Origin of the sequence: Lactobacillus paragasseri, from assembly GCF_003584685.1 — a bacterium.
GTDB lineage: Bacteria > Bacillota > Bacilli > Lactobacillales > Lactobacillaceae > Lactobacillus > Lactobacillus paragasseri.
Window position 1 is genome coordinate 1,601,128 of sequence record NZ_AP018549.1, and the last position, 17,672, is coordinate 1,618,799.

Sequence of the window (17,672 nt, forward strand, 5' to 3'; positions counted from 1 at the left end):
TGGCTTTCTCGATGACTTCTCTTTAGTGCTCTCGCACTCTCCATCATCTTTCGCCTTCCTTAGAAAGGAGGTGATCCAGCCGCAGGTTCTCCTACGGCTACCTTGTTACGACTTCACCCTAATCATCTGTCCTACCTTAGACGGCTGACTCCTATAAAGGTTATCCCACCGGCTTTGGGTGTTACAGACTCTCATGGTGTGACGGGCGGTGTGTACAAGGCCCGGGAACGTATTCACCGCGGCGTGCTGATCCGCGATTACTAGCGATTCCAGCTTCGTGTAGGCGAGTTGCAGCCTACAGTCCGAACTGAGAACGGCTTTCAGAGATCCGCTTGCCTTCGCAGGTTCGCTTCTCGTTGTACCGTCCATTGTAGCACGTGTGTAGCCCAGGTCATAAGGGGCATGATGACTTGACGTCATCCCCACCTTCCTCCGGTTTGTCACCGGCAGTCTCATTAGAGTGCCCAACTTAATGATGGCAACTAATGACAAGGGTTGCGCTCGTTGCGGGACTTAACCCAACATCTCACGACACGAGCTGACGACAGCCATGCACCACCTGTCTCAGCGTCCCCGAAGGGAACTCCTAATCTCTTAGGTTTGCACTGGATGTCAAGACCTGGTAAGGTTCTTCGCGTTGCTTCGAATTAAACCACATGCTCCACCGCTTGTGCGGGCCCCCGTCAATTCCTTTGAGTTTCAACCTTGCGGTCGTACTCCCCAGGCGGAGTGCTTAATGCGTTAGCTGCAGCACTGAGAGGCGGAAACCTCCCAACACTTAGCACTCATCGTTTACGGCATGGACTACCAGGGTATCTAATCCTGTTCGCTACCCATGCTTTCGAGCCTCAGCGTCAGTTGCAGACCAGAGAGCCGCCTTCGCCACTGGTGTTCTTCCATATATCTACGCATTCCACCGCTACACATGGAGTTCCACTCTCCTCTTCTGCACTCAAGTTCAACAGTTTCTGATGCAATTCTCCGGTTGAGCCGAAGGCTTTCACATCAGACTTATTGAACCGCCTGCACTCGCTTTACGCCCAATAAATCCGGACAACGCTTGCCACCTACGTATTACCGCGGCTGCTGGCACGTAGTTAGCCGTGACTTTCTAAGTAATTACCGTCAAATAAAGGCCAGTTACTACCTCTATCTTTCTTCACTACCAACAGAGCTTTACGAGCCGAAACCCTTCTTCACTCACGCGGCGTTGCTCCATCAGACTTGCGTCCATTGTGGAAGATTCCCTACTGCTGCCTCCCGTAGGAGTTTGGGCCGTGTCTCAGTCCCAATGTGGCCGATCAGTCTCTCAACTCGGCTATGCATCATTGCCTTGGTAAGCCGTTACCTTACCAACTAGCTAATGCACCGCAGGTCCATCCAAGAGTGATAGCAGAACCATCTTTTAAACTCTAGACATGCGTCTAGTGTTGTTATCCGGTATTAGCATCTGTTTCCAGGTGTTATCCCAGTCTCTTGGGCAGGTTACCCACGTGTTACTCACCCGTCCGCCGCTCGCTTGTATCTAGTTTCATTTGGTGCAAGCACCAAATTCATCTAGGCAAGCTCGCTCGACTTGCATGTATTAGGCACGCCGCCAGCGTTCGTCCTGAGCCAGGATCAAACTCTCATTTTCCTTCTTGAAAATGAGCTTTTTATCGTTTAGCTCTAAAACTTTCTTTGAGTTATCTCAAATTTATTGCTTGCGAATTGACTTCGCTTTTGTTTGGGATTTTTATATCCCGCACACTTTCAGCGAAACTTTGTTCAGTTTTCAAGGTACTACCGTTGCCGTGTGACAACTTTTATATTATATCATGCCTCTTGAGTTTTGACAAGTCTTTTTTCCTCTTTCTCATCTCTCTCAAATGACAGCTTTATAATATTATCATCTTTCTGCTCTCTTGACAAGCTTCTCGCTCTGCTTCTTGCTTGCCTCAAACAGCATGTATTACTTTACAGACTTTTCTCCTTTTCGTCAATATAGTTTTTAACAAAAAGATATATTCCGAATATTAACTATTAATAGATTTCAATTGTCTGATTTTCGTCTTTTATTTTTCCAACTTAAAAGCAATCTTTATTTTAAAAATTCGGATATAAAAAAACTGTGTTAAGCATATTTACTTAACACAGTTTTCTTCCTATTTTTTCAATTCTGGAGCATCCGTCTTAAAGTCACTTTGTGTGGACTTCTTACCATTTTGATACCATACGCTGTTTTTACTCTTCTTTTCCGCCTTTTTCAGTCTCTTCAAAGAGTCTGTCTTTTTATAAGAATAATTCTTTCTCTTTACATATTTAAATCCATTCGGCTTATAGAAACGAAGCAAATTACCGGTAATTACTCGATCAGACAGCGATAGCTCGGTTGTTACCGTATTAGAAATTGAAGCTAATTGTGCTTTTACCTTCTTACTTGGATGAGTTACACGCTTACCCGATTTAGTATAATAATAACTTCCTTCCACCTTACTATATTTTGGCGTAATAAAGTCACCATTTCTTTGAGCAACAATTTGTGGAGCATTTTTTGCTAAAAGACTATGTCCAAATTGAATCATATTCTGATCATTGATACCCAACAAGTTAAATAAAGTTGGTCTAACATCAATCTCTCCGCCATATGTATGATTAATGCCACCCTTAAGTCCTGGCATATGGAACATCAAAGGCACACGCTGAAATTGTAAGTTATCAAAATTATTAAAGCTATCTTTGTTCAGCAATTGTGCTGAAGCCTTATGGTGATTTCCTGAAATTCCATAATGATCACCATACAGCATGATTAGAGTATTCTTCTCCAATCCTGACTTTTTAAGATAACTCATAAGCTCTCCAATAGCTTCATCAAGATAGTGGGCCGTTTGTACATACCCATCTACTGTTTTATCACCAGTATCTGTTTTATCAATTGACTGATTTTTCTTATCTAAATCATACGGATAGTGATTGGTTACAGTAATCATCTTCAAATAAAATGGTTGCGGTAAATGTTCTATGTACTTAATAGATTGATCAAAAAAGAGCTTATCTTTAATTCCATACCCTAAATAATACCCCTTCTTATTTTGATAATAAGATAAAGGCATAAAGTAATCATACCCAAAGGATTTATAAGCATTATCACGATTCCAGAATGATCCTGCACCACCGTGCATAACCGCACTCGTATAACCAGCTTGTTGCCCTAAGATAGCTGGAGCACTTTCAAAAGTATTGGACGTTCCATAACTTGACATTGCTGAACCTGATTGTAAGCCAAAAATAGAATTTTCTAGCATCATTTCAGCATCTGATGTTTTCCCTTGACCTACTTGATTAAAGAAATTATCGAAGCTAATTGTATCATTTGCATGATATAGCTTATTTAAGTTAGGAGTAACTTCTTTTCCGTGCCACTTATAATCAATTAAAAACTGCTGGAAACTTTCTAAATGAATAACCAACACATTTTTATTTTTAGCTACACCATAATATTCAGGGTTCGGAGCAATATAGTTCTTCTTAATATAAGATTGAACAGTTTTTAAGTCACTATGATTTGCTTTTGCCATAATCGCATTACTTTGAGCTGTTTTTACACCATCATAAACAGCAAAAGAATTTAAACCTAGATATTTGACAATATAATTATTATCAAAAGTCCTTGTGAGCAAACCAGGTCTGTCTTTTTGCGCCATAGTTAGATTTGTTCCAATCAATACTACAGCTAACCCTTCAATTAGAAGAGATATCTTTAGCTTTAAACGACGAACATCAATTTTAAAAACTTTAAAAGCTATTAATAAAACAATAATAACTACATCCAAAAATACTAAAAAATCAGTACCTTTAGTAATTCCAGCAATACTCTTTCCCAAATTATCTGACGTAGATCCTGAAGTTTTAATAATGGATGTAGATAAGAAATCAGAAAATTCTCGATAATACAAAATATTCGAAAATAGCCACAAAGACAATAGGAAATCAATTATGACCATAATCCAATATGACTTTCTACCCTTAAAAAATAATCCGATTCCAATTAATAGCATGGCTGTTGGTAGTGGATTAATCAATAGCAAAAACTTCTGCATTGGGCCCACTACTCCTAGATTAAACTTAGTTATGTAAGTTAAATATGTTTTAACCCAGAAAAATACAACAACTACAGTAAAAAAGCCTAATTTAGTTTTAGTTAGCCAATTATATGATGCTTTTAGGCGTCCCATTTAAGTCCTCCTCAACTTTGTTCTTTCATGATATTACTACTAAAAAATAGTTTTGATAAATTAAAATAGTAAATTTAAGGAATTTTAATGACTTCTTATTTTCTTTGGCTTAAACAACCAACCAAATATTCCTAGAATCATTCCAAAAAAGTAAGTGGTAAAGCGCCACAAAAACATCCCTAAGGTTAATAATATATTTGAATGAATAAAGGTAGTAAATAAAGTCTGAAAGCTAAATTCAGCTCCACCTGACGCACCTGGAATTGGAACAATTGCCATAAACATAATAATCATGATATTCATCTGTGTCACTTCTAACCAAGAAGGCGTTAAATTTAAAGCTAACAGAATTAAATATGGAATTGAATAAAAGCACAGCAATTGTCCAATAGTCAAAATACTTGCACCAAGTAATTTTTTCTTTTCGCGTTTTAAATTTTGACCTTCTGCATAAAAAGTTTCAATTTTTTCCATAGTATTTTTACGCCATTTTTCAACAGTATTTTTGTTCATGAATCTTTCTAATAGATTCATCAGCCAATTAGTCGCGCTTTTTGTCCAGCGGTAAGCAAACATAATAGCTAATAAAAATATTATTGAACTAACATGAAGAATAAAACCAATTAAGATAAACAATGCTAACCCTGAAAACTTGGTTATCACCATATGGAAACCAAAAATAATTGTTGAAACATAAGCAAACAAAACACAAATCTGATAAATAATAAATTTCATCAATAAAATTGAAGTAGCACGGCCACCTTCTATTCCCATTTGAATCATTGCTACTAATTGTGAAGGCTGACCCCCAGTAGATAAAGGTGTTATGGCATTAAAAAGTGCTTGAATAATTGGAATTCTGAAAAAAGACCATGCGGAGCGATGAGGCTCTCCTTTTTTATGTTCTAAAATCCAAATAATTGCAGCTTCACAGGCATAAGATAAAACCATTACCAAAAGAACTAGTAATAAAAAGTTTATATTTAATTTCTTGCTAGCTCCCCATAATGCTTTAACTGGCGTTTTTCTTAGTTCTTGCCAAATAACGAAACCACTAATTAGAAGAACAATTAGCATTCCAATAAAATGTTTTTTGTTCATTACTTAATTTGCCCTAACTTTCTACCAATTTCATACTGCTCCATATAAAAGTCATACCAGATTTTAGCGAGATGGTCTTCTGAATACTCTTGACTTGCTTCAGCAGACAATTTTTGATATTTTTTCAATTTTTCGGGATTGGATACTACAGATTTAATTTGAGAATTTAACTCTTCAAAATTTCTACCTTTCATATAATATCCATCAATAATAGCTTGATATAAGTCCAAGTCACGCAATAATACAGGAGTATTACATGAAAATGCCTCTAAAACAGACATTGGAAACAGTTCATCGAAAGATGGCAATAAGAATAAGTCAGCAATATTTAAATAACTGACTAATTCTTCTCGTGGCACAATTCCTGTAAATTTTAAATTCTTAGGTGGATTATCAATTAATTTCTTAAAGTGTGCATATCCATCCGTCATTTTTCCAAATGAAAAGCCACCAGCCCAAATAAATTGAATACTTGGATTTGCTTCGGCTAATTTAACGAAATCATCTACGCCTTTTCTTTCTTGAACTTGTCCATCTCCGACAATTACAAACTTATCCAAAGGAATATTCAATTTATTTCTAAATGCATTTTTTTGAACTTGACTTTGCTCATAAAATTCACTTTTAGCTACAAAATTAGGTATATATTTTACCTTTTTTTCATTAATACCGTATTTTACTAGTTTATCAATAAAAATTGGATTAACTACTACTATTTGATCCATCCTTTTATAAAAATCGATTACATATTTATAAAAAATACTTTTTACAGGCTCGGGTAATTTAACAGAACCTTCTAAGGTTTCCGGTAAAAAATGTACATATCCAATTTTCCTACCTCGACTAGGCAAAAAACTGTTAGCAAAATATGTAGGATTAATTGTATGATAATGTGTTAAATCACTTGTTCCATATTTATTGATAGTTACATAAAATTCATCTACTAATCTTGTTCTAAGTAAACGAATTAGCTCTTTATACGCTGATCCCACGCCTTGACCTTGAACAGAGTCAGCTTGAGAAAACATATTAATTCTAATCATAATTTACCTCAGTCTTTTGTTTATTTTGAATTGCTTCTTGATAAAAATCTTCTATTTTATGTGCAAACGTATCTGCTGACACGTCTATTAACTTTTTCTCTTTTAGATTTTTAGGAATAGTGAAGTGATTTGCTTTTAAATAATCAATGATTTCATTCGTCATTTCATTTTTTGTTGTGAATGTACTCCCAAGCTCCTTATTATCAAAAACATGCTCAGTATAATCAGTACTATAGACAACGCATTTAGTACCAGCAGCTAGAGCCTCAATATATGTCAAGCCCTGCGTTTCAGTATCGCTAGCTGATACAAATAAATCTGCCATTCTATAATAATTTCCTACGTCACTGTGCTCAACACTACCAGCGAAAATAACATAGTCCTCTAACGAAAGTCTAGCAACTTGATCTTTTAAAGGCTGCACATCTGGGCCATCCCCAGCAATTACAAATTTTACATTTGGTTCACTTTCTAAAACTGTGGGCAAAACATCCAGAATTTGATCTATTTTCTTTTCCGCAGCTACACGACTCAGAGTAAGAATAACTTTCTCATTCGAATCTATTCCTAATTCTTTCCTTACATCTCGTCGTGGATTTTCATTAATAGCAGTCAAATCTACCCCCGTCGGAATTATTCGCATAGGTATGGTAACTCCATATCGTGTTAAAGTTTCTTTAACGCGTTCACTGGGAGCAACTACTCCATCCATATTATGCAAATAAGCTTTGGTAAATTGTTTTACATGATATGGCTTCAGTAAATGTCCATTTAAAACGTAGTGCAAATAATCTTCGTACATAGTATGGTACGTATGAATAGCGGGAATACTTAAAGAATGTGCAACATATTTTCCAATCATCCCCATTGAAAATTCTGTTTGTGTATGAACAATATCAAGCTTTACTTCCTTAGCGATTTTGGTAGCTTGAAAAAGTCCTCGAAACGCTATTCTCCTATCAGTAAAAGAAACAAAAGGAACGCTACTAACTCTAAAAACATTAGGTTCAATAGTTCCTTTACCCAAATGAGGATCTGTTGTAGTAAAAATAAAGACAGAGTGTCCATTTTTTTCAAGAGCATTCTTCAATGTTTGGATTGAAGTTGCTACCCCAGAAAGCTGAGGAAAATAAGTATCGGTAAATAGCCCAATATTCATGTAAAATACCTCCATTAAAGACCATTATAAAGTTAGTAGAAAGGAGTTGCAATTTTGGATAAAAAAAAGACGCGAGAACTAACTCACGTCTTTTTGCCAGAATGTCTGAATAAATAGCGGTGATCGGGGTCGAACCGATACGTCCCAGGGGACACCAGATTTTGAGTCTGACGCGTCTGCCAATTCCGCCACACCGCCATAAATGAAATTAATCAGGAAATTCAGGCGAAGGCGGTGATCGGATTTGAACCGATGATTAGGGTTTTGCAGACCCGTGCCTTACCACTTGGCTACACCGCCAACCTCTGATCATTAACAAATTGGGATAGTTGGATTCGAACCAACGCATGATGAAGTCAAAGTCCATTGCCTTACCACTTGGCTATATCCCAATGTTAGGGCGGAATGTGGGGATCGAACCCACGCATGCCGGATCCACAAACCGGTGTGTTAACCACTTCACCAATTCCGCCATAATATTAAAAACAGGGATAGTAGGAATTGAACCCACACTAGCGGTTTTGGAGACCGATGTACTACCTTTATACGATATCCCTATTTAAATGGAGGCCAGTGGATTCGAACCACCGAACTCAGAGAGAGCGGTTTTACAGACCGCCGCGTTTAGCCACTTCGCTAGGCCTCCAGAATGGCGCGAGACGGAATCGAACCGCCGACACAAGGAGCTTCAATCCTTTGCTCTACCAACTGAGCTATCGAGCCATTACGGTCCCTACCGGATTCGGACCGGTGATCTCCTCCGTGACAGGGAGGCGTGATAACCACTACACTAAGGGACCATATTGCGGGAATAGGATTTGAACCTATGACCTTCGGGTTATGAGCCCGACGAGCTACCAGACTGCTCCATCCCGCGATGATTAAGGAGGATGTGGGATTCGGACCCACGCGCGGGCAGAACCCGCCTGACGGTTTTCAAGACCGTTCCCTTCAGCCGGACTTGGGTAATCCTCCATTTATACCATCTTTAATATGGTAATGACCCGTACGAGATTTGAACTCATGTTACCGCCGTGAAAGGGCGGTGTCTTAACCACTTGACCAACGGGTCGTTTTTTAACGTACTTATTAATCATACTCTATTTATAAAGCAATGTCAACAAGTTTTTATTTTTTGATGCGTTGCTTTGTATTACCTTCCGCATCAGCAATAACTATATTACTAAAAACACCCAGTTGATGCAACCCCTAATTTGAACTTTTTTTCTTTTATTGCATTTTTACTCTCTATCGCTTAATAAAGGTGCTACACTTAGCGTATATGGAGGTACGTTATGTCTAGTAACAAATGTATTATTGACAATAAAAACAGCAAAAAACTATTAAAACTCGCTGACGGAAACTTAATTTGCGAAGATCACGCGAAATTAACACCCTGGCAAAAAGAAGAATTAATTGAAAAAGACGCTAATCAAGTTAATGAGTATATAGATAATTTGACCAATAAATATTTGGCCGAACACGAAATTAAACATGTCGAACCGTCCTATATATCTCTTCTCCATAAAACTGCTCAAAGTGATTTAATGGACGGAGTTTCACCTGAAGAGACTTTAAAGCTACAAAACTGGATCTTAATTAAGCAAAATAATGAAATTATTCGATTACTTAAAGATTTAAAAACCAAAAATAAATAAATTGAAAAATCTTACTAAATCTTGAGACTGATAATAGCCTTGATTTAGTAGGATTTTTCTTTTGAGCAAAAATCTAAGATTAGTTAAAAATCACATTTTTCCTGCAAAACCCTTAATAAGATCTAAACTACTTATTAATATACTCTTAAATAGACATATATAACTAATTTAGAGTTGTTTTTTAGCTTTCAAGATAAATGTGCTCAAAATTTGTAAAATCTCTTTGATAAGCGAATTTTTTCTTATTATAAAAACGCTACTATCATACTGAATAACTACTTTTTCTTAGCACATAAAAAAGCACATTGGAATATTCCAATGTGCTTAATTCAAAGCGGAGATTGAGAGATTCGAACCCTCGCGCCGGTATAAACCGACCTACACCCTTAGCAGGGGCGCCTCTTCAGCCACTTGAGTAAATCTCCAATGGGCCTAAATGGACTTGAACCATCGACCTCACGCTTATCAGGCGTGCGCTCTAACCAGCTGAGCTATAGGCCCCTTTTCCTTTGAAGCGGGTAACGAGAATCGGACTCGCGACTAAAGCTTGGAAGGCTTTCGTTTTACCACTAAACTATACCCGCAACTTCTTGCTTCCTAATGGCGCGAGACGGAATCGAACCGCCGACACAAGGAGCTTCAATCCTTTGCTCTACCAACTGAGCTATCGCGCCATTACGGTCCCTACCGGATTCGGACCGGTGATCTCCTCCGTGACAGGGAGGCGTGATAACCCCTACACCAAGGGACCATATTGCGGGAACAGGATTTGAACCTATGACCTTCGGGTTATGAGCCCGACGAGCTACCAGACTGCTCCATCCCGCGATGTTTTTATATAAAAAAAGCCAAGATCCTATGGACCTTGTAGGACTCGAACCTACGACCCGACGGTTATGAGCCGTCTGCTCTAACCAACTGAGCTAAAGGTCCAAGCTTACCTCTATAGCGGCGGGGGGGATCGAACCCTCGACCTCCCGGGTATGAACCGGACGCTCTAGCCAGCTGAGCTACACCGCCATCCTGTAACTTCCTGTTTAAGCTACAATCGGGAAGACAGGATTCGAACCTGCGACCCCCTGGTCCCAAACCAGGTGCTCTACCAAACTGAGCCACTTCCCGAAGTGTGCACCCTGAAGGATTTGAACCTTCAACCTTCTGATTCGTAGTCAGACACTCTATCCAGTTGCGCTAAGGGTGCATCATTATATGCCGAGGACCGGAATCGAACCGGTACGGTTGTCACCAACCGCGGGATTTTAAGTCCCGTGCGTCTGCCAGTTCCGCCACCCCGGCATGATAATGATAAGCGGAAGACGGGATTCGAACCCGCGACCCCCACCATGGCAAGGTGATGTTCTACCACTGAACTACTTCCGCATTTTTTTATTCAATTTTTATGCCGATTAAAGGACTCGAACCTTCGACCCCCTGTTTACAAGACAGATGCTCTACCAACTGAGCTAAATCGGCATGGTACGGGTGGTGGGACTTGAACCCACACGTCCGAAAACACTAGAACCTAAATCTAGCGCGTCTGCCAATTCCGCCACACCCGCTTGAGTTTTTCTGGGCCAATGAGTCGTGGCAGGCTCGAACTGCCGACCCTCTGATTAAAAGTCAGATGCTCTACCAACTGAGCTAACGACTCAATGGAGGATACAGGGCTCGAACCTGTGACCTCCTGCTTGTAAGGCAGATGCTCTCCCAGCTGAGCTAATCCTCCATTTAGCACGGCGACTGCCTACCCTCGCAGGCAGTTTCCCACCAACTACTCTCGGCGTTAAGAAGCTTAACTTCTGTGTTCGGCATGGGAACAGGTGTATCCTTCTTGCCATCGCCACCGTACTCTTTCTGAGCTTTTACACTCAAAACTGAATATAATCTTCCGCTCTAAACCTTTGAGCTTTGGTCAAGTGCTCGACTGATTAGTACTAGTCCGCTCCACATATCGCCATGCTTCCACTCCTAGCCTATCTACCTCATCGTCTTTAAGGTGTCTTACTGCTTGCGCATCGGAAATCTCATCTTGAGGGGGGCTTCGCGCTTAGATGCTTTCAGCGCTTATCCCTTCCATACATAGCTACCCAGCGATGCCTTTGGCAAGACAACTGGTACACCAGCGGTATGTCCATCCCGGTCCTCTCGTACTAAGGACAGCTCCTCTCAAATTTCCTACGCCCACGACGGATAGGGACCGAACTGTCTCACGACGTTCTGAACCCAGCTCGCGTGCCGCTTTAATGGGCGAACAGCCCAACCCTTGGGACCGACTTCAGCCCCAGGATGCGACGAGCCGACATCGAGGTGCCAAACCTCCCCGTCGATGTGAACTCTTGGGGGAGATAAGCCTGTTATCCCCAGGGTAGCTTTTATCCGTTGAGTGATGGCCTTTCCATGCAGTACCACCAGATCACTAAGCCCGACTTTCGTCCCTGCTCGAGGTGTACCTCTCGCAGTCAAGCTCCCTTATACCTTTACACTCTGCGAATGATTTCCAACCATTCTGAGGGAACCTTTGGGCGCCTCCGTTACATTTTAGGAGGCGACCGCCCCAGTCAAACTGCCCACCTGACACTGTCCTCCAGAACGCTCAGCTCTGCGAGTTAGAGGATCCATCAAACAAGGGTAGTATCCCAACATTGCCTCCAGTAAGACTAGCGTCCTACTTTCTCTGGCTCCTACCTATCCTGTACATGTTTAACAAATACTCAATATCAAGCTACAGTAAAGCTCCATGGGGTCTTTCCGTCCTGTCGCGGGTAACCCGCATCTTCACGGGTATTATAATTTCACCGAGTCTCTCGTTGAGACAGTGCCCAAATCATTACACCTTTCGTGCAGGTCGGAACTTACCCGACAAGGAATTTCGCTACCTTAGGACCGTTATAGTTACGGCCGCCGTTTACTGGGGCTTCAATTCAAACCTTCGCTTACGCTAAGCTCTCCTCTTAACCTTCCAGCACCGGGCAGGTGTCAGCACCTATACGTCATCTTACGATTTTGCAGATACCTGTGTTTTTGATAAACAGTTGTTTGGGCCTATTCACTGCGGCTGATCTTTTACCATCAGCACCCCTTCTCCCGAAGTTACGGGGTCATTTTGCCGAGTTCCTTAACGAGAGTTCTCTCGCTCACCTGAGTGTTCTCCACTCGACTACCTGTGTCGGTTTGCGGTACGGGTAAAATTGCTCTGGCTAGAAGCTTTTCTTGGCAGTGTGACATCATGACCTTCGCTACTTTGATTTCACTCCGCGTCACAGCTTGAAATCTAAAAATAAGCATTTGACTCATCTTTTTTCTTACTGCTTGCACATGTTTTTCCAGCTACATGCGTCATTAGCCTCCTGCGTCCCTCCTTTGCTCTTATCGAACAATTTCAGTACAGGAATCTCTACCTGTTGTCCATCGGCTACGCCTCTCGGCCTTACCTTAGGTCCCGACTTACCCTGGGCGGACGAGCCTGCCCCAGGAAACCTTAGTCTTTCGGCGGATAGGATTCTCACCTATCTTTCGCTACTCATACCGGCATTCTCACTTCTAAGCGCTCCATTAGTCCTCTCGATCTAACTTCTCCGCACTTAGAACGCTCTCCTACCACGCATATCCTTTGATATGCATCCACAGTTTCGGTACTATGCTTAGCCCCGGTACATTTTCGGCGCAGCGTCACTCGACTAGTGAGCTATTACGCACTCTTTAAATGGTGGCTGCTTCTAAGCCAACATCCTAGTTGTCTACGCAACTCCACATCCTTTTCCACTTAGCATAGATTTGGGGACCTTAACTGGTGATCTGGGCTGTTTCCCTTTCGACTACGGATCTTATCACTCGCAGTCTGACTCCCGTGCATTGATATCTGGCATTCGGAGTTTATCTGGATTCAGTAACCCCTGACGGGCCCCTAGTCCAAACAGCGCTCTACCTCCATTATCATTCACACGAGGCTAGCCCTAAAGCTATTTCGGAGAGAACCAGCTATCTCCAAGTTCGTTTGGAATTTCACCGCTACCCACAACTCATCCCCGCGATTTTTAACTCACGTGGGTTCGGTCCTCCAGCGTGTTTTACCACGCCTTCAACCTGGTCATGGGTAGGTCACTTGGTTTCGGGTCTACGTCATGATACTCTCTCGCCCTCTTCAGACTCGCTTTCGCTCCGGCTCCGTCTTTTCTGACTTAACCTTGCACCATAACGTAACTCGCCGGTTCATTCTACAAAAGGCACGCCATTACACTTTAATGTGCTTTGACTACTTGTAGGCACACGGTTTCAGGTTCTCTTTCACTCCCCTTCCGGGGTTCTTTTCACCTTTCCCTCACGGTACTGGTTCACTATCGGTCACTAGTTAGTATTTAGCCTTGCGAGATGGTCCTCGCGGTTTCAATCGGGATTCCTCGTGTTCCGACCTACTCAGGATCCTGCTAAGTCTCTCTGCAATTTCGCTTACGGGGCTCTCACCCTCTCTGGCTTATCTTTCCAGATAATTCTGCTATCGCTTCAAGTACTTTATTGCAGTCCTACTACCCCAACTGGCAAGCCAGCTGGTTTGGGCTCTTTCCTGTTCGCTCGCCGCTACTTGGGAAATCGATTTTTCTTTCTCTTCCTGCAGCTACTTAGATGTTTCAGTTCACTGCGTCTTCCTTCAACAGCCTTAACAGCTCTTGATAATACCTCGCGGTATTGGGTTCCCCCATTCGGATATCTCCGGATCATCGCTTACTTACTGCTCCCCGAAGCCTTTCGTGGTTCGTCACGTCCTTCATCGGCTTCTAGTGCCTAGGCATTCACCATGCGCCCTTTTCTACTTGACCTATTTCAAGTTGAGTTTCTCTCTCTTCTCGGTCGCTCTTCAATCTGTTTTTTCGATTGTCTCGGTTTTTTGCTTTAGATTATATTCAGTTTTCAATGTACTAGCTCTCTGAGGTATTACCCTCAAAACTAAACAAAGTTTCTCAGTGTGCTTCCGCTTGGCTTTCTCGATGACTTCTCTTTAGTGCTCTCGCACTCTCCATCATCTTTCGCCTTCCTTAGAAAGGAGGTGATCCAGCCGCAGGTTCTCCTACGGCTACCTTGTTACGACTTCACCCTAATCATCTGTCCTACCTTAGACGGCTGACTCCTATAAAGGTTATCCCACCGGCTTTGGGTGTTACAGACTCTCATGGTGTGACGGGCGGTGTGTACAAGGCCCGGGAACGTATTCACCGCGGCGTGCTGATCCGCGATTACTAGCGATTCCAGCTTCGTGTAGGCGAGTTGCAGCCTACAGTCCGAACTGAGAACGGCTTTCAGAGATCCGCTTGCCTTCGCAGGTTCGCTTCTCGTTGTACCGTCCATTGTAGCACGTGTGTAGCCCAGGTCATAAGGGGCATGATGACTTGACGTCATCCCCACCTTCCTCCGGTTTGTCACCGGCAGTCTCATTAGAGTGCCCAACTTAATGATGGCAACTAATGACAAGGGTTGCGCTCGTTGCGGGACTTAACCCAACATCTCACGACACGAGCTGACGACAGCCATGCACCACCTGTCTCAGCGTCCCCGAAGGGAACTCCTAATCTCTTAGGTTTGCACTGGATGTCAAGACCTGGTAAGGTTCTTCGCGTTGCTTCGAATTAAACCACATGCTCCACCGCTTGTGCGGGCCCCCGTCAATTCCTTTGAGTTTCAACCTTGCGGTCGTACTCCCCAGGCGGAGTGCTTAATGCGTTAGCTGCAGCACTGAGAGGCGGAAACCTCCCAACACTTAGCACTCATCGTTTACGGCATGGACTACCAGGGTATCTAATCCTGTTCGCTACCCATGCTTTCGAGCCTCAGCGTCAGTTGCAGACCAGAGAGCCGCCTTCGCCACTGGTGTTCTTCCATATATCTACGCATTCCACCGCTACACATGGAGTTCCACTCTCCTCTTCTGCACTCAAGTTCAACAGTTTCTGATGCAATTCTCCGGTTGAGCCGAAGGCTTTCACATCAGACTTATTGAACCGCCTGCACTCGCTTTACGCCCAATAAATCCGGACAACGCTTGCCACCTACGTATTACCGCGGCTGCTGGCACGTAGTTAGCCGTGACTTTCTAAGTAATTACCGTCAAATAAAGGCCAGTTACTACCTCTATCTTTCTTCACTACCAACAGAGCTTTACGAGCCGAAACCCTTCTTCACTCACGCGGCGTTGCTCCATCAGACTTGCGTCCATTGTGGAAGATTCCCTACTGCTGCCTCCCGTAGGAGTTTGGGCCGTGTCTCAGTCCCAATGTGGCCGATCAGTCTCTCAACTCGGCTATGCATCATTGCCTTGGTAAGCCGTTACCTTACCAACTAGCTAATGCACCGCAGGTCCATCCAAGAGTGATAGCAGAACCATCTTTTAAACTCTAGACATGCGTCTAGTGTTGTTATCCGGTATTAGCATCTGTTTCCAGGTGTTATCCCAGTCTCTTGGGCAGGTTACCCACGTGTTACTCACCCGTCCGCCGCTCGCTTGTATCTAGTTTCATTTGGTGCAAGCACCAAATTCATCTAGGCAAGCTCGCTCGACTTGCATGTATTAGGCACGCCGCCAGCGTTCGTCCTGAGCCAGGATCAAACTCTCATTTTCCTTCTTGAAAATGAGCTTTTTATCGTTTAGCTCTAAAACTTTCTTTGAGTTATCTCAAATTTATTGCTTGCGAATTGACTTCGCTTTTGTTTGGGATTTTTATATCCCGCACACTTTCAGCGAAACTTTGTTCGGTTTTCAAGGTACTACCGTTGCCGTGTGACAACTTTTATATTATATCATGCCTCTTGAGTTTTGACAAGTCTTTTTTCCTCTTTCTCATCTCTCTCAAATGACAGCTTTATAATATTATCATCTTTCTGCTCTCTTGACAAGCTTCTCGCTTTGCTTCCTCGCTCTGCTTCTTGCTTGCCTCAAACAGCATGTATTACTTTACAGACTTTTCTCCTTTTCGTCAACCCCTTTTTTCTAAAAATTAGCAATATTTTTTCAGACTGCTAATCTAGTGCTATCTTACTCTATATTAAATAAAAAATGGTATTCCCACATCTTTTGATGTTTGAATACCATTTTCTTTTATATTTAACTTTTATTCACCAAATTTTGGTTCTTTAGTAATTACTTTCATACCATGCATGTATGGTTGTAATGCTTCAGGTACATCTACAGTTCCATCTTCATTTTGATAATTTTCTAAAATAGCTGCTACAGTTCTACCTACAGCTAAACCTGATCCATTCAAAGTATGAGCAAGATGAAGCTTTCCATTTTCATCACGATAACGAATTAAGCTACGACGAGCTTGGAAATCCGTACAGTTTGAACAGCTTGAAATTTCACGATATTTATCTTGAGCTGGCATCCATACTTCAAGGTCATAAGTTTTAGCACTAGTAAAACTTGCATCCCCAGTTGAAAGAGCAACAACATGATATGGTAAGCCGAGCTTTTGAAGTAAATGTTCAGCATTATGCGTTAATTTTTCCAATTCATCCCACGAACTGTCTTCATCAACAATTTTTACCATTTCAACTTTTCTAAATTCGTGCATTCTAATTAATCCACGCGTATCACGTCCTGCAGATCCCGCTTCACTTCTAAACGCAGGAGAGAATGCAGTAACATTAATTGGTAATTGCTTTGCATCTAAAATCTTACCGCGGAAGTAGTTAACTAATGGAACCTCTGCAGTTGGAATCAAAGTTAGATCACGTGGCTTGTCAGGATCATCATTATCAACAATGGTATAAACATCCTCGGTAAATTTAGGAAATTGACCAGTTCCTTGCATAGAAGCATCATTTACTAAATATGGTGGAATCACTTCAGTATAACCATCTTTAGTATTTTCATCTAAGAAGAAATTTGAAACTGCACGTTCAAGTAATGCACCTGCACCTTTATAGTAAACAAAACGAGCACCTGAAACTTTAGCAGCAGTATCCCAGTCTAAGATATTTAATTCAGTACCAATTTCCCAGTGAGGCTTTGGTTCAAAATCAAACTTAGTTGGTTCATTCCATTTACGAACTTCTTCGTTATAGCTTTCATCTGGTCCAATAGGATCTGAATCTGCTGGGAAGTTAGGTAAACGAAGTAAAATATACTTTTGTTTTTGGGTAAGGTCTTCTACTTCTTTATCTAAATCCTTAATTTCTTTTCCAACTTCACGCATTGCCTTAATAGCATCACTTGCGTCTTCTTTATTACGCTTAGCTTGCGCAATTTGATCGGATACTTCATTACGCTTTTGCTTTAATTGCTCACTTTTAGTTAAAGCTTCACGTCTTTCTTTATCAATAGCCACTAATTTATCTAGTTCTTCTGGCTTTATTCCACGTGTAGCTAATTTCTTCTTTGACCAGTCTAAATTCTCTCGAATTACCTTTATGTCTAACATATTTCCTCCTTAAAATAAAAAAAGCCAATTCATCCCTCTCACTGGGACGAATCGACTTACACGGTTCGCGGTACCACCCAAATTTGGTT

At 41.8% G+C, this 17,672-nt stretch carries 6 protein-coding genes, 27 tRNA genes and 4 rRNA genes; 1 reads left to right on the forward strand and 36 read right to left on the reverse strand.

The window, feature by feature from the left end:
• Window positions 1-63: 63 nt before the first annotated feature.
• The 16 genes from LpgJCM5343_RS07840 to LpgJCM5343_RS07915 all read right to left on the reverse strand — a co-directional run bounded on the left by LpgJCM5343_RS07840 (window position 64) and on the right by LpgJCM5343_RS07915 (window position 8,589).
• A 16S ribosomal RNA gene (locus tag LpgJCM5343_RS07840) occupies window positions 64-1,636 on the reverse strand.
• A gap of 508 nt (window positions 1,637-2,144) precedes the next feature.
• The gene (locus tag LpgJCM5343_RS07845; protein WP_020807946.1) at window positions 2,145-4,214 is read right to left on the reverse strand and encodes an LTA synthase family protein; all 2,070 of its coding nucleotides are present in this window, start codon (window positions 4,212-4,214) and stop codon (window positions 2,145-2,147) included.
• Window positions 4,215-4,298: 84 nt separating this feature from the next.
• The gene (locus LpgJCM5343_RS07850; protein ID WP_003650068.1) at window positions 4,299-5,315 is read right to left on the reverse strand and encodes a lysylphosphatidylglycerol synthase transmembrane domain-containing protein; all 1,017 of its coding nucleotides are present in this window, start codon (window positions 5,313-5,315) and stop codon (window positions 4,299-4,301) included.
• On the reverse strand, window positions 5,315-6,358 hold the full coding sequence (locus LpgJCM5343_RS07855) for a glycosyltransferase family 4 protein (protein WP_003650069.1): 1,044 nt from the start codon (window positions 6,356-6,358) through the stop codon (window positions 5,315-5,317). Before LpgJCM5343_RS07855 ends, LpgJCM5343_RS07850 begins: the two co-directional genes overlap by 1 nt.
• Window positions 6,351-7,517: a glycosyltransferase family 4 protein gene (locus LpgJCM5343_RS07860; RefSeq protein ID WP_049151100.1), complete on the reverse strand. Its 1,167-nt coding sequence runs from the start codon at window positions 7,515-7,517 to the stop codon at window positions 6,351-6,353. Before LpgJCM5343_RS07860 ends, LpgJCM5343_RS07855 begins: the two co-directional genes overlap by 8 nt.
• Window positions 7,518-7,631: 114 nt before the next feature.
• Window positions 7,632-7,715: transfer RNA gene (locus LpgJCM5343_RS07865), tRNA-Leu, on the reverse strand.
• 31 nt (window positions 7,716-7,746) lie between these two features.
• A tRNA-Cys gene (locus tag LpgJCM5343_RS07870) sits at window positions 7,747-7,817 on the reverse strand.
• A 20-nt stretch (window positions 7,818-7,837) separates the two neighbouring features.
• Window positions 7,838-7,909, reverse strand: a tRNA-Gln gene (locus LpgJCM5343_RS07875).
• A 7-nt stretch (window positions 7,910-7,916) separates the two neighbouring features.
• Window positions 7,917-7,989: transfer RNA gene (locus tag LpgJCM5343_RS07880), tRNA-His, on the reverse strand.
• Between the two features lie 14 nt (window positions 7,990-8,003).
• A tRNA-Trp gene (locus tag LpgJCM5343_RS07885) sits at window positions 8,004-8,074 on the reverse strand.
• Between the two features lie 7 nt (window positions 8,075-8,081).
• Window positions 8,082-8,163 (reverse strand) — tRNA-Tyr (locus LpgJCM5343_RS07890).
• Window positions 8,164-8,167: 4 nt separating this feature from the next.
• Window positions 8,168-8,240, reverse strand: a tRNA-Phe gene (locus LpgJCM5343_RS07895).
• Window positions 8,241-8,244: 4 nt separating this feature from the next.
• Window positions 8,245-8,317, reverse strand: a tRNA-Asp gene (locus LpgJCM5343_RS07900).
• A 3-nt stretch (window positions 8,318-8,320) separates the two neighbouring features.
• A tRNA-Met gene (locus LpgJCM5343_RS07905) sits at window positions 8,321-8,394 on the reverse strand.
• Between the two features lie 7 nt (window positions 8,395-8,401).
• A tRNA-Ser gene (locus tag LpgJCM5343_RS07910) sits at window positions 8,402-8,492 on the reverse strand.
• Between the two features lie 25 nt (window positions 8,493-8,517).
• A tRNA-Glu gene (locus LpgJCM5343_RS07915) sits at window positions 8,518-8,589 on the reverse strand.
• A 223-nt stretch (window positions 8,590-8,812) separates the two neighbouring features.
• On the opposite strand from LpgJCM5343_RS07915, the gene LpgJCM5343_RS07920 reads away from it, so the two are divergent.
• Window positions 8,813-9,175, forward strand: a complete 363-nt coding sequence (locus LpgJCM5343_RS07920) for a hypothetical protein (protein ID WP_003650072.1) — start codon at window positions 8,813-8,815, stop codon at window positions 9,173-9,175.
• Between the two features lie 335 nt (window positions 9,176-9,510).
• Here LpgJCM5343_RS07920 and LpgJCM5343_RS07925 read toward each other — a convergent pair.
• The 20 genes from LpgJCM5343_RS07925 to serS all read right to left on the reverse strand — a co-directional run bounded on the left by LpgJCM5343_RS07925 (window position 9,511) and on the right by serS (window position 17,583).
• Window positions 9,511-9,600: transfer RNA gene (locus LpgJCM5343_RS07925), tRNA-Ser, on the reverse strand.
• A gap of 2 nt (window positions 9,601-9,602) precedes the next feature.
• Window positions 9,603-9,676: transfer RNA gene (locus LpgJCM5343_RS07930), tRNA-Ile, on the reverse strand.
• Window positions 9,677-9,688: 12 nt separating this feature from the next.
• A tRNA-Gly gene (locus LpgJCM5343_RS07935) sits at window positions 9,689-9,759 on the reverse strand.
• 17 nt (window positions 9,760-9,776) lie between these two features.
• Window positions 9,777-9,849, reverse strand: a tRNA-Phe gene (locus tag LpgJCM5343_RS07940).
• A 4-nt stretch (window positions 9,850-9,853) separates the two neighbouring features.
• Window positions 9,854-9,926, reverse strand: a tRNA-Asp gene (locus tag LpgJCM5343_RS07945).
• Between the two features lie 3 nt (window positions 9,927-9,929).
• Window positions 9,930-10,003 (reverse strand) — tRNA-Met (locus LpgJCM5343_RS07950).
• A 31-nt stretch (window positions 10,004-10,034) separates the two neighbouring features.
• Window positions 10,035-10,108 (reverse strand) — tRNA-Ile (locus LpgJCM5343_RS07955).
• Between the two features lie 13 nt (window positions 10,109-10,121).
• Window positions 10,122-10,195, reverse strand: a tRNA-Met gene (locus LpgJCM5343_RS07960).
• 28 nt (window positions 10,196-10,223) lie between these two features.
• Window positions 10,224-10,297: transfer RNA gene (locus tag LpgJCM5343_RS07965), tRNA-Pro, on the reverse strand.
• Window positions 10,298-10,302: 5 nt separating this feature from the next.
• Window positions 10,303-10,376: transfer RNA gene (locus LpgJCM5343_RS07970), tRNA-Arg, on the reverse strand.
• Window positions 10,377-10,385: 9 nt separating this feature from the next.
• A tRNA-Leu gene (locus tag LpgJCM5343_RS07975) sits at window positions 10,386-10,471 on the reverse strand.
• A gap of 12 nt (window positions 10,472-10,483) precedes the next feature.
• A tRNA-Gly gene (locus LpgJCM5343_RS07980) sits at window positions 10,484-10,555 on the reverse strand.
• Between the two features lie 20 nt (window positions 10,556-10,575).
• Window positions 10,576-10,648, reverse strand: a tRNA-Thr gene (locus LpgJCM5343_RS07985).
• Between the two features lies 1 nt (window position 10,649).
• Window positions 10,650-10,734 (reverse strand) — tRNA-Leu (locus LpgJCM5343_RS07990).
• Between the two features lie 19 nt (window positions 10,735-10,753).
• Window positions 10,754-10,826, reverse strand: a tRNA-Lys gene (locus LpgJCM5343_RS07995).
• Between the two features lie 2 nt (window positions 10,827-10,828).
• A tRNA-Val gene (locus LpgJCM5343_RS08000) sits at window positions 10,829-10,901 on the reverse strand.
• 5 nt (window positions 10,902-10,906) lie between these two features.
• Window positions 10,907-11,023 (reverse strand): 5S ribosomal RNA (rrf, locus tag LpgJCM5343_RS08005).
• A gap of 60 nt (window positions 11,024-11,083) precedes the next feature.
• Window positions 11,084-13,989: ribosomal RNA gene (locus LpgJCM5343_RS08010) — 23S ribosomal RNA — on the reverse strand.
• A gap of 220 nt (window positions 13,990-14,209) precedes the next feature.
• Window positions 14,210-15,782: ribosomal RNA gene (locus LpgJCM5343_RS08015) — 16S ribosomal RNA — on the reverse strand.
• The 16S, 23S and 5S rRNA genes sit together here with 16 tRNA genes alongside, the layout of an rRNA operon.
• Window positions 15,783-16,272: 490 nt before the next feature.
• Window positions 16,273-17,583: a serine--tRNA ligase gene (serS, locus tag LpgJCM5343_RS08020; protein WP_020807618.1), complete on the reverse strand. Its 1,311-nt coding sequence runs from the start codon at window positions 17,581-17,583 to the stop codon at window positions 16,273-16,275.
• Window positions 17,584-17,672 lie beyond the last annotated feature (89 nt).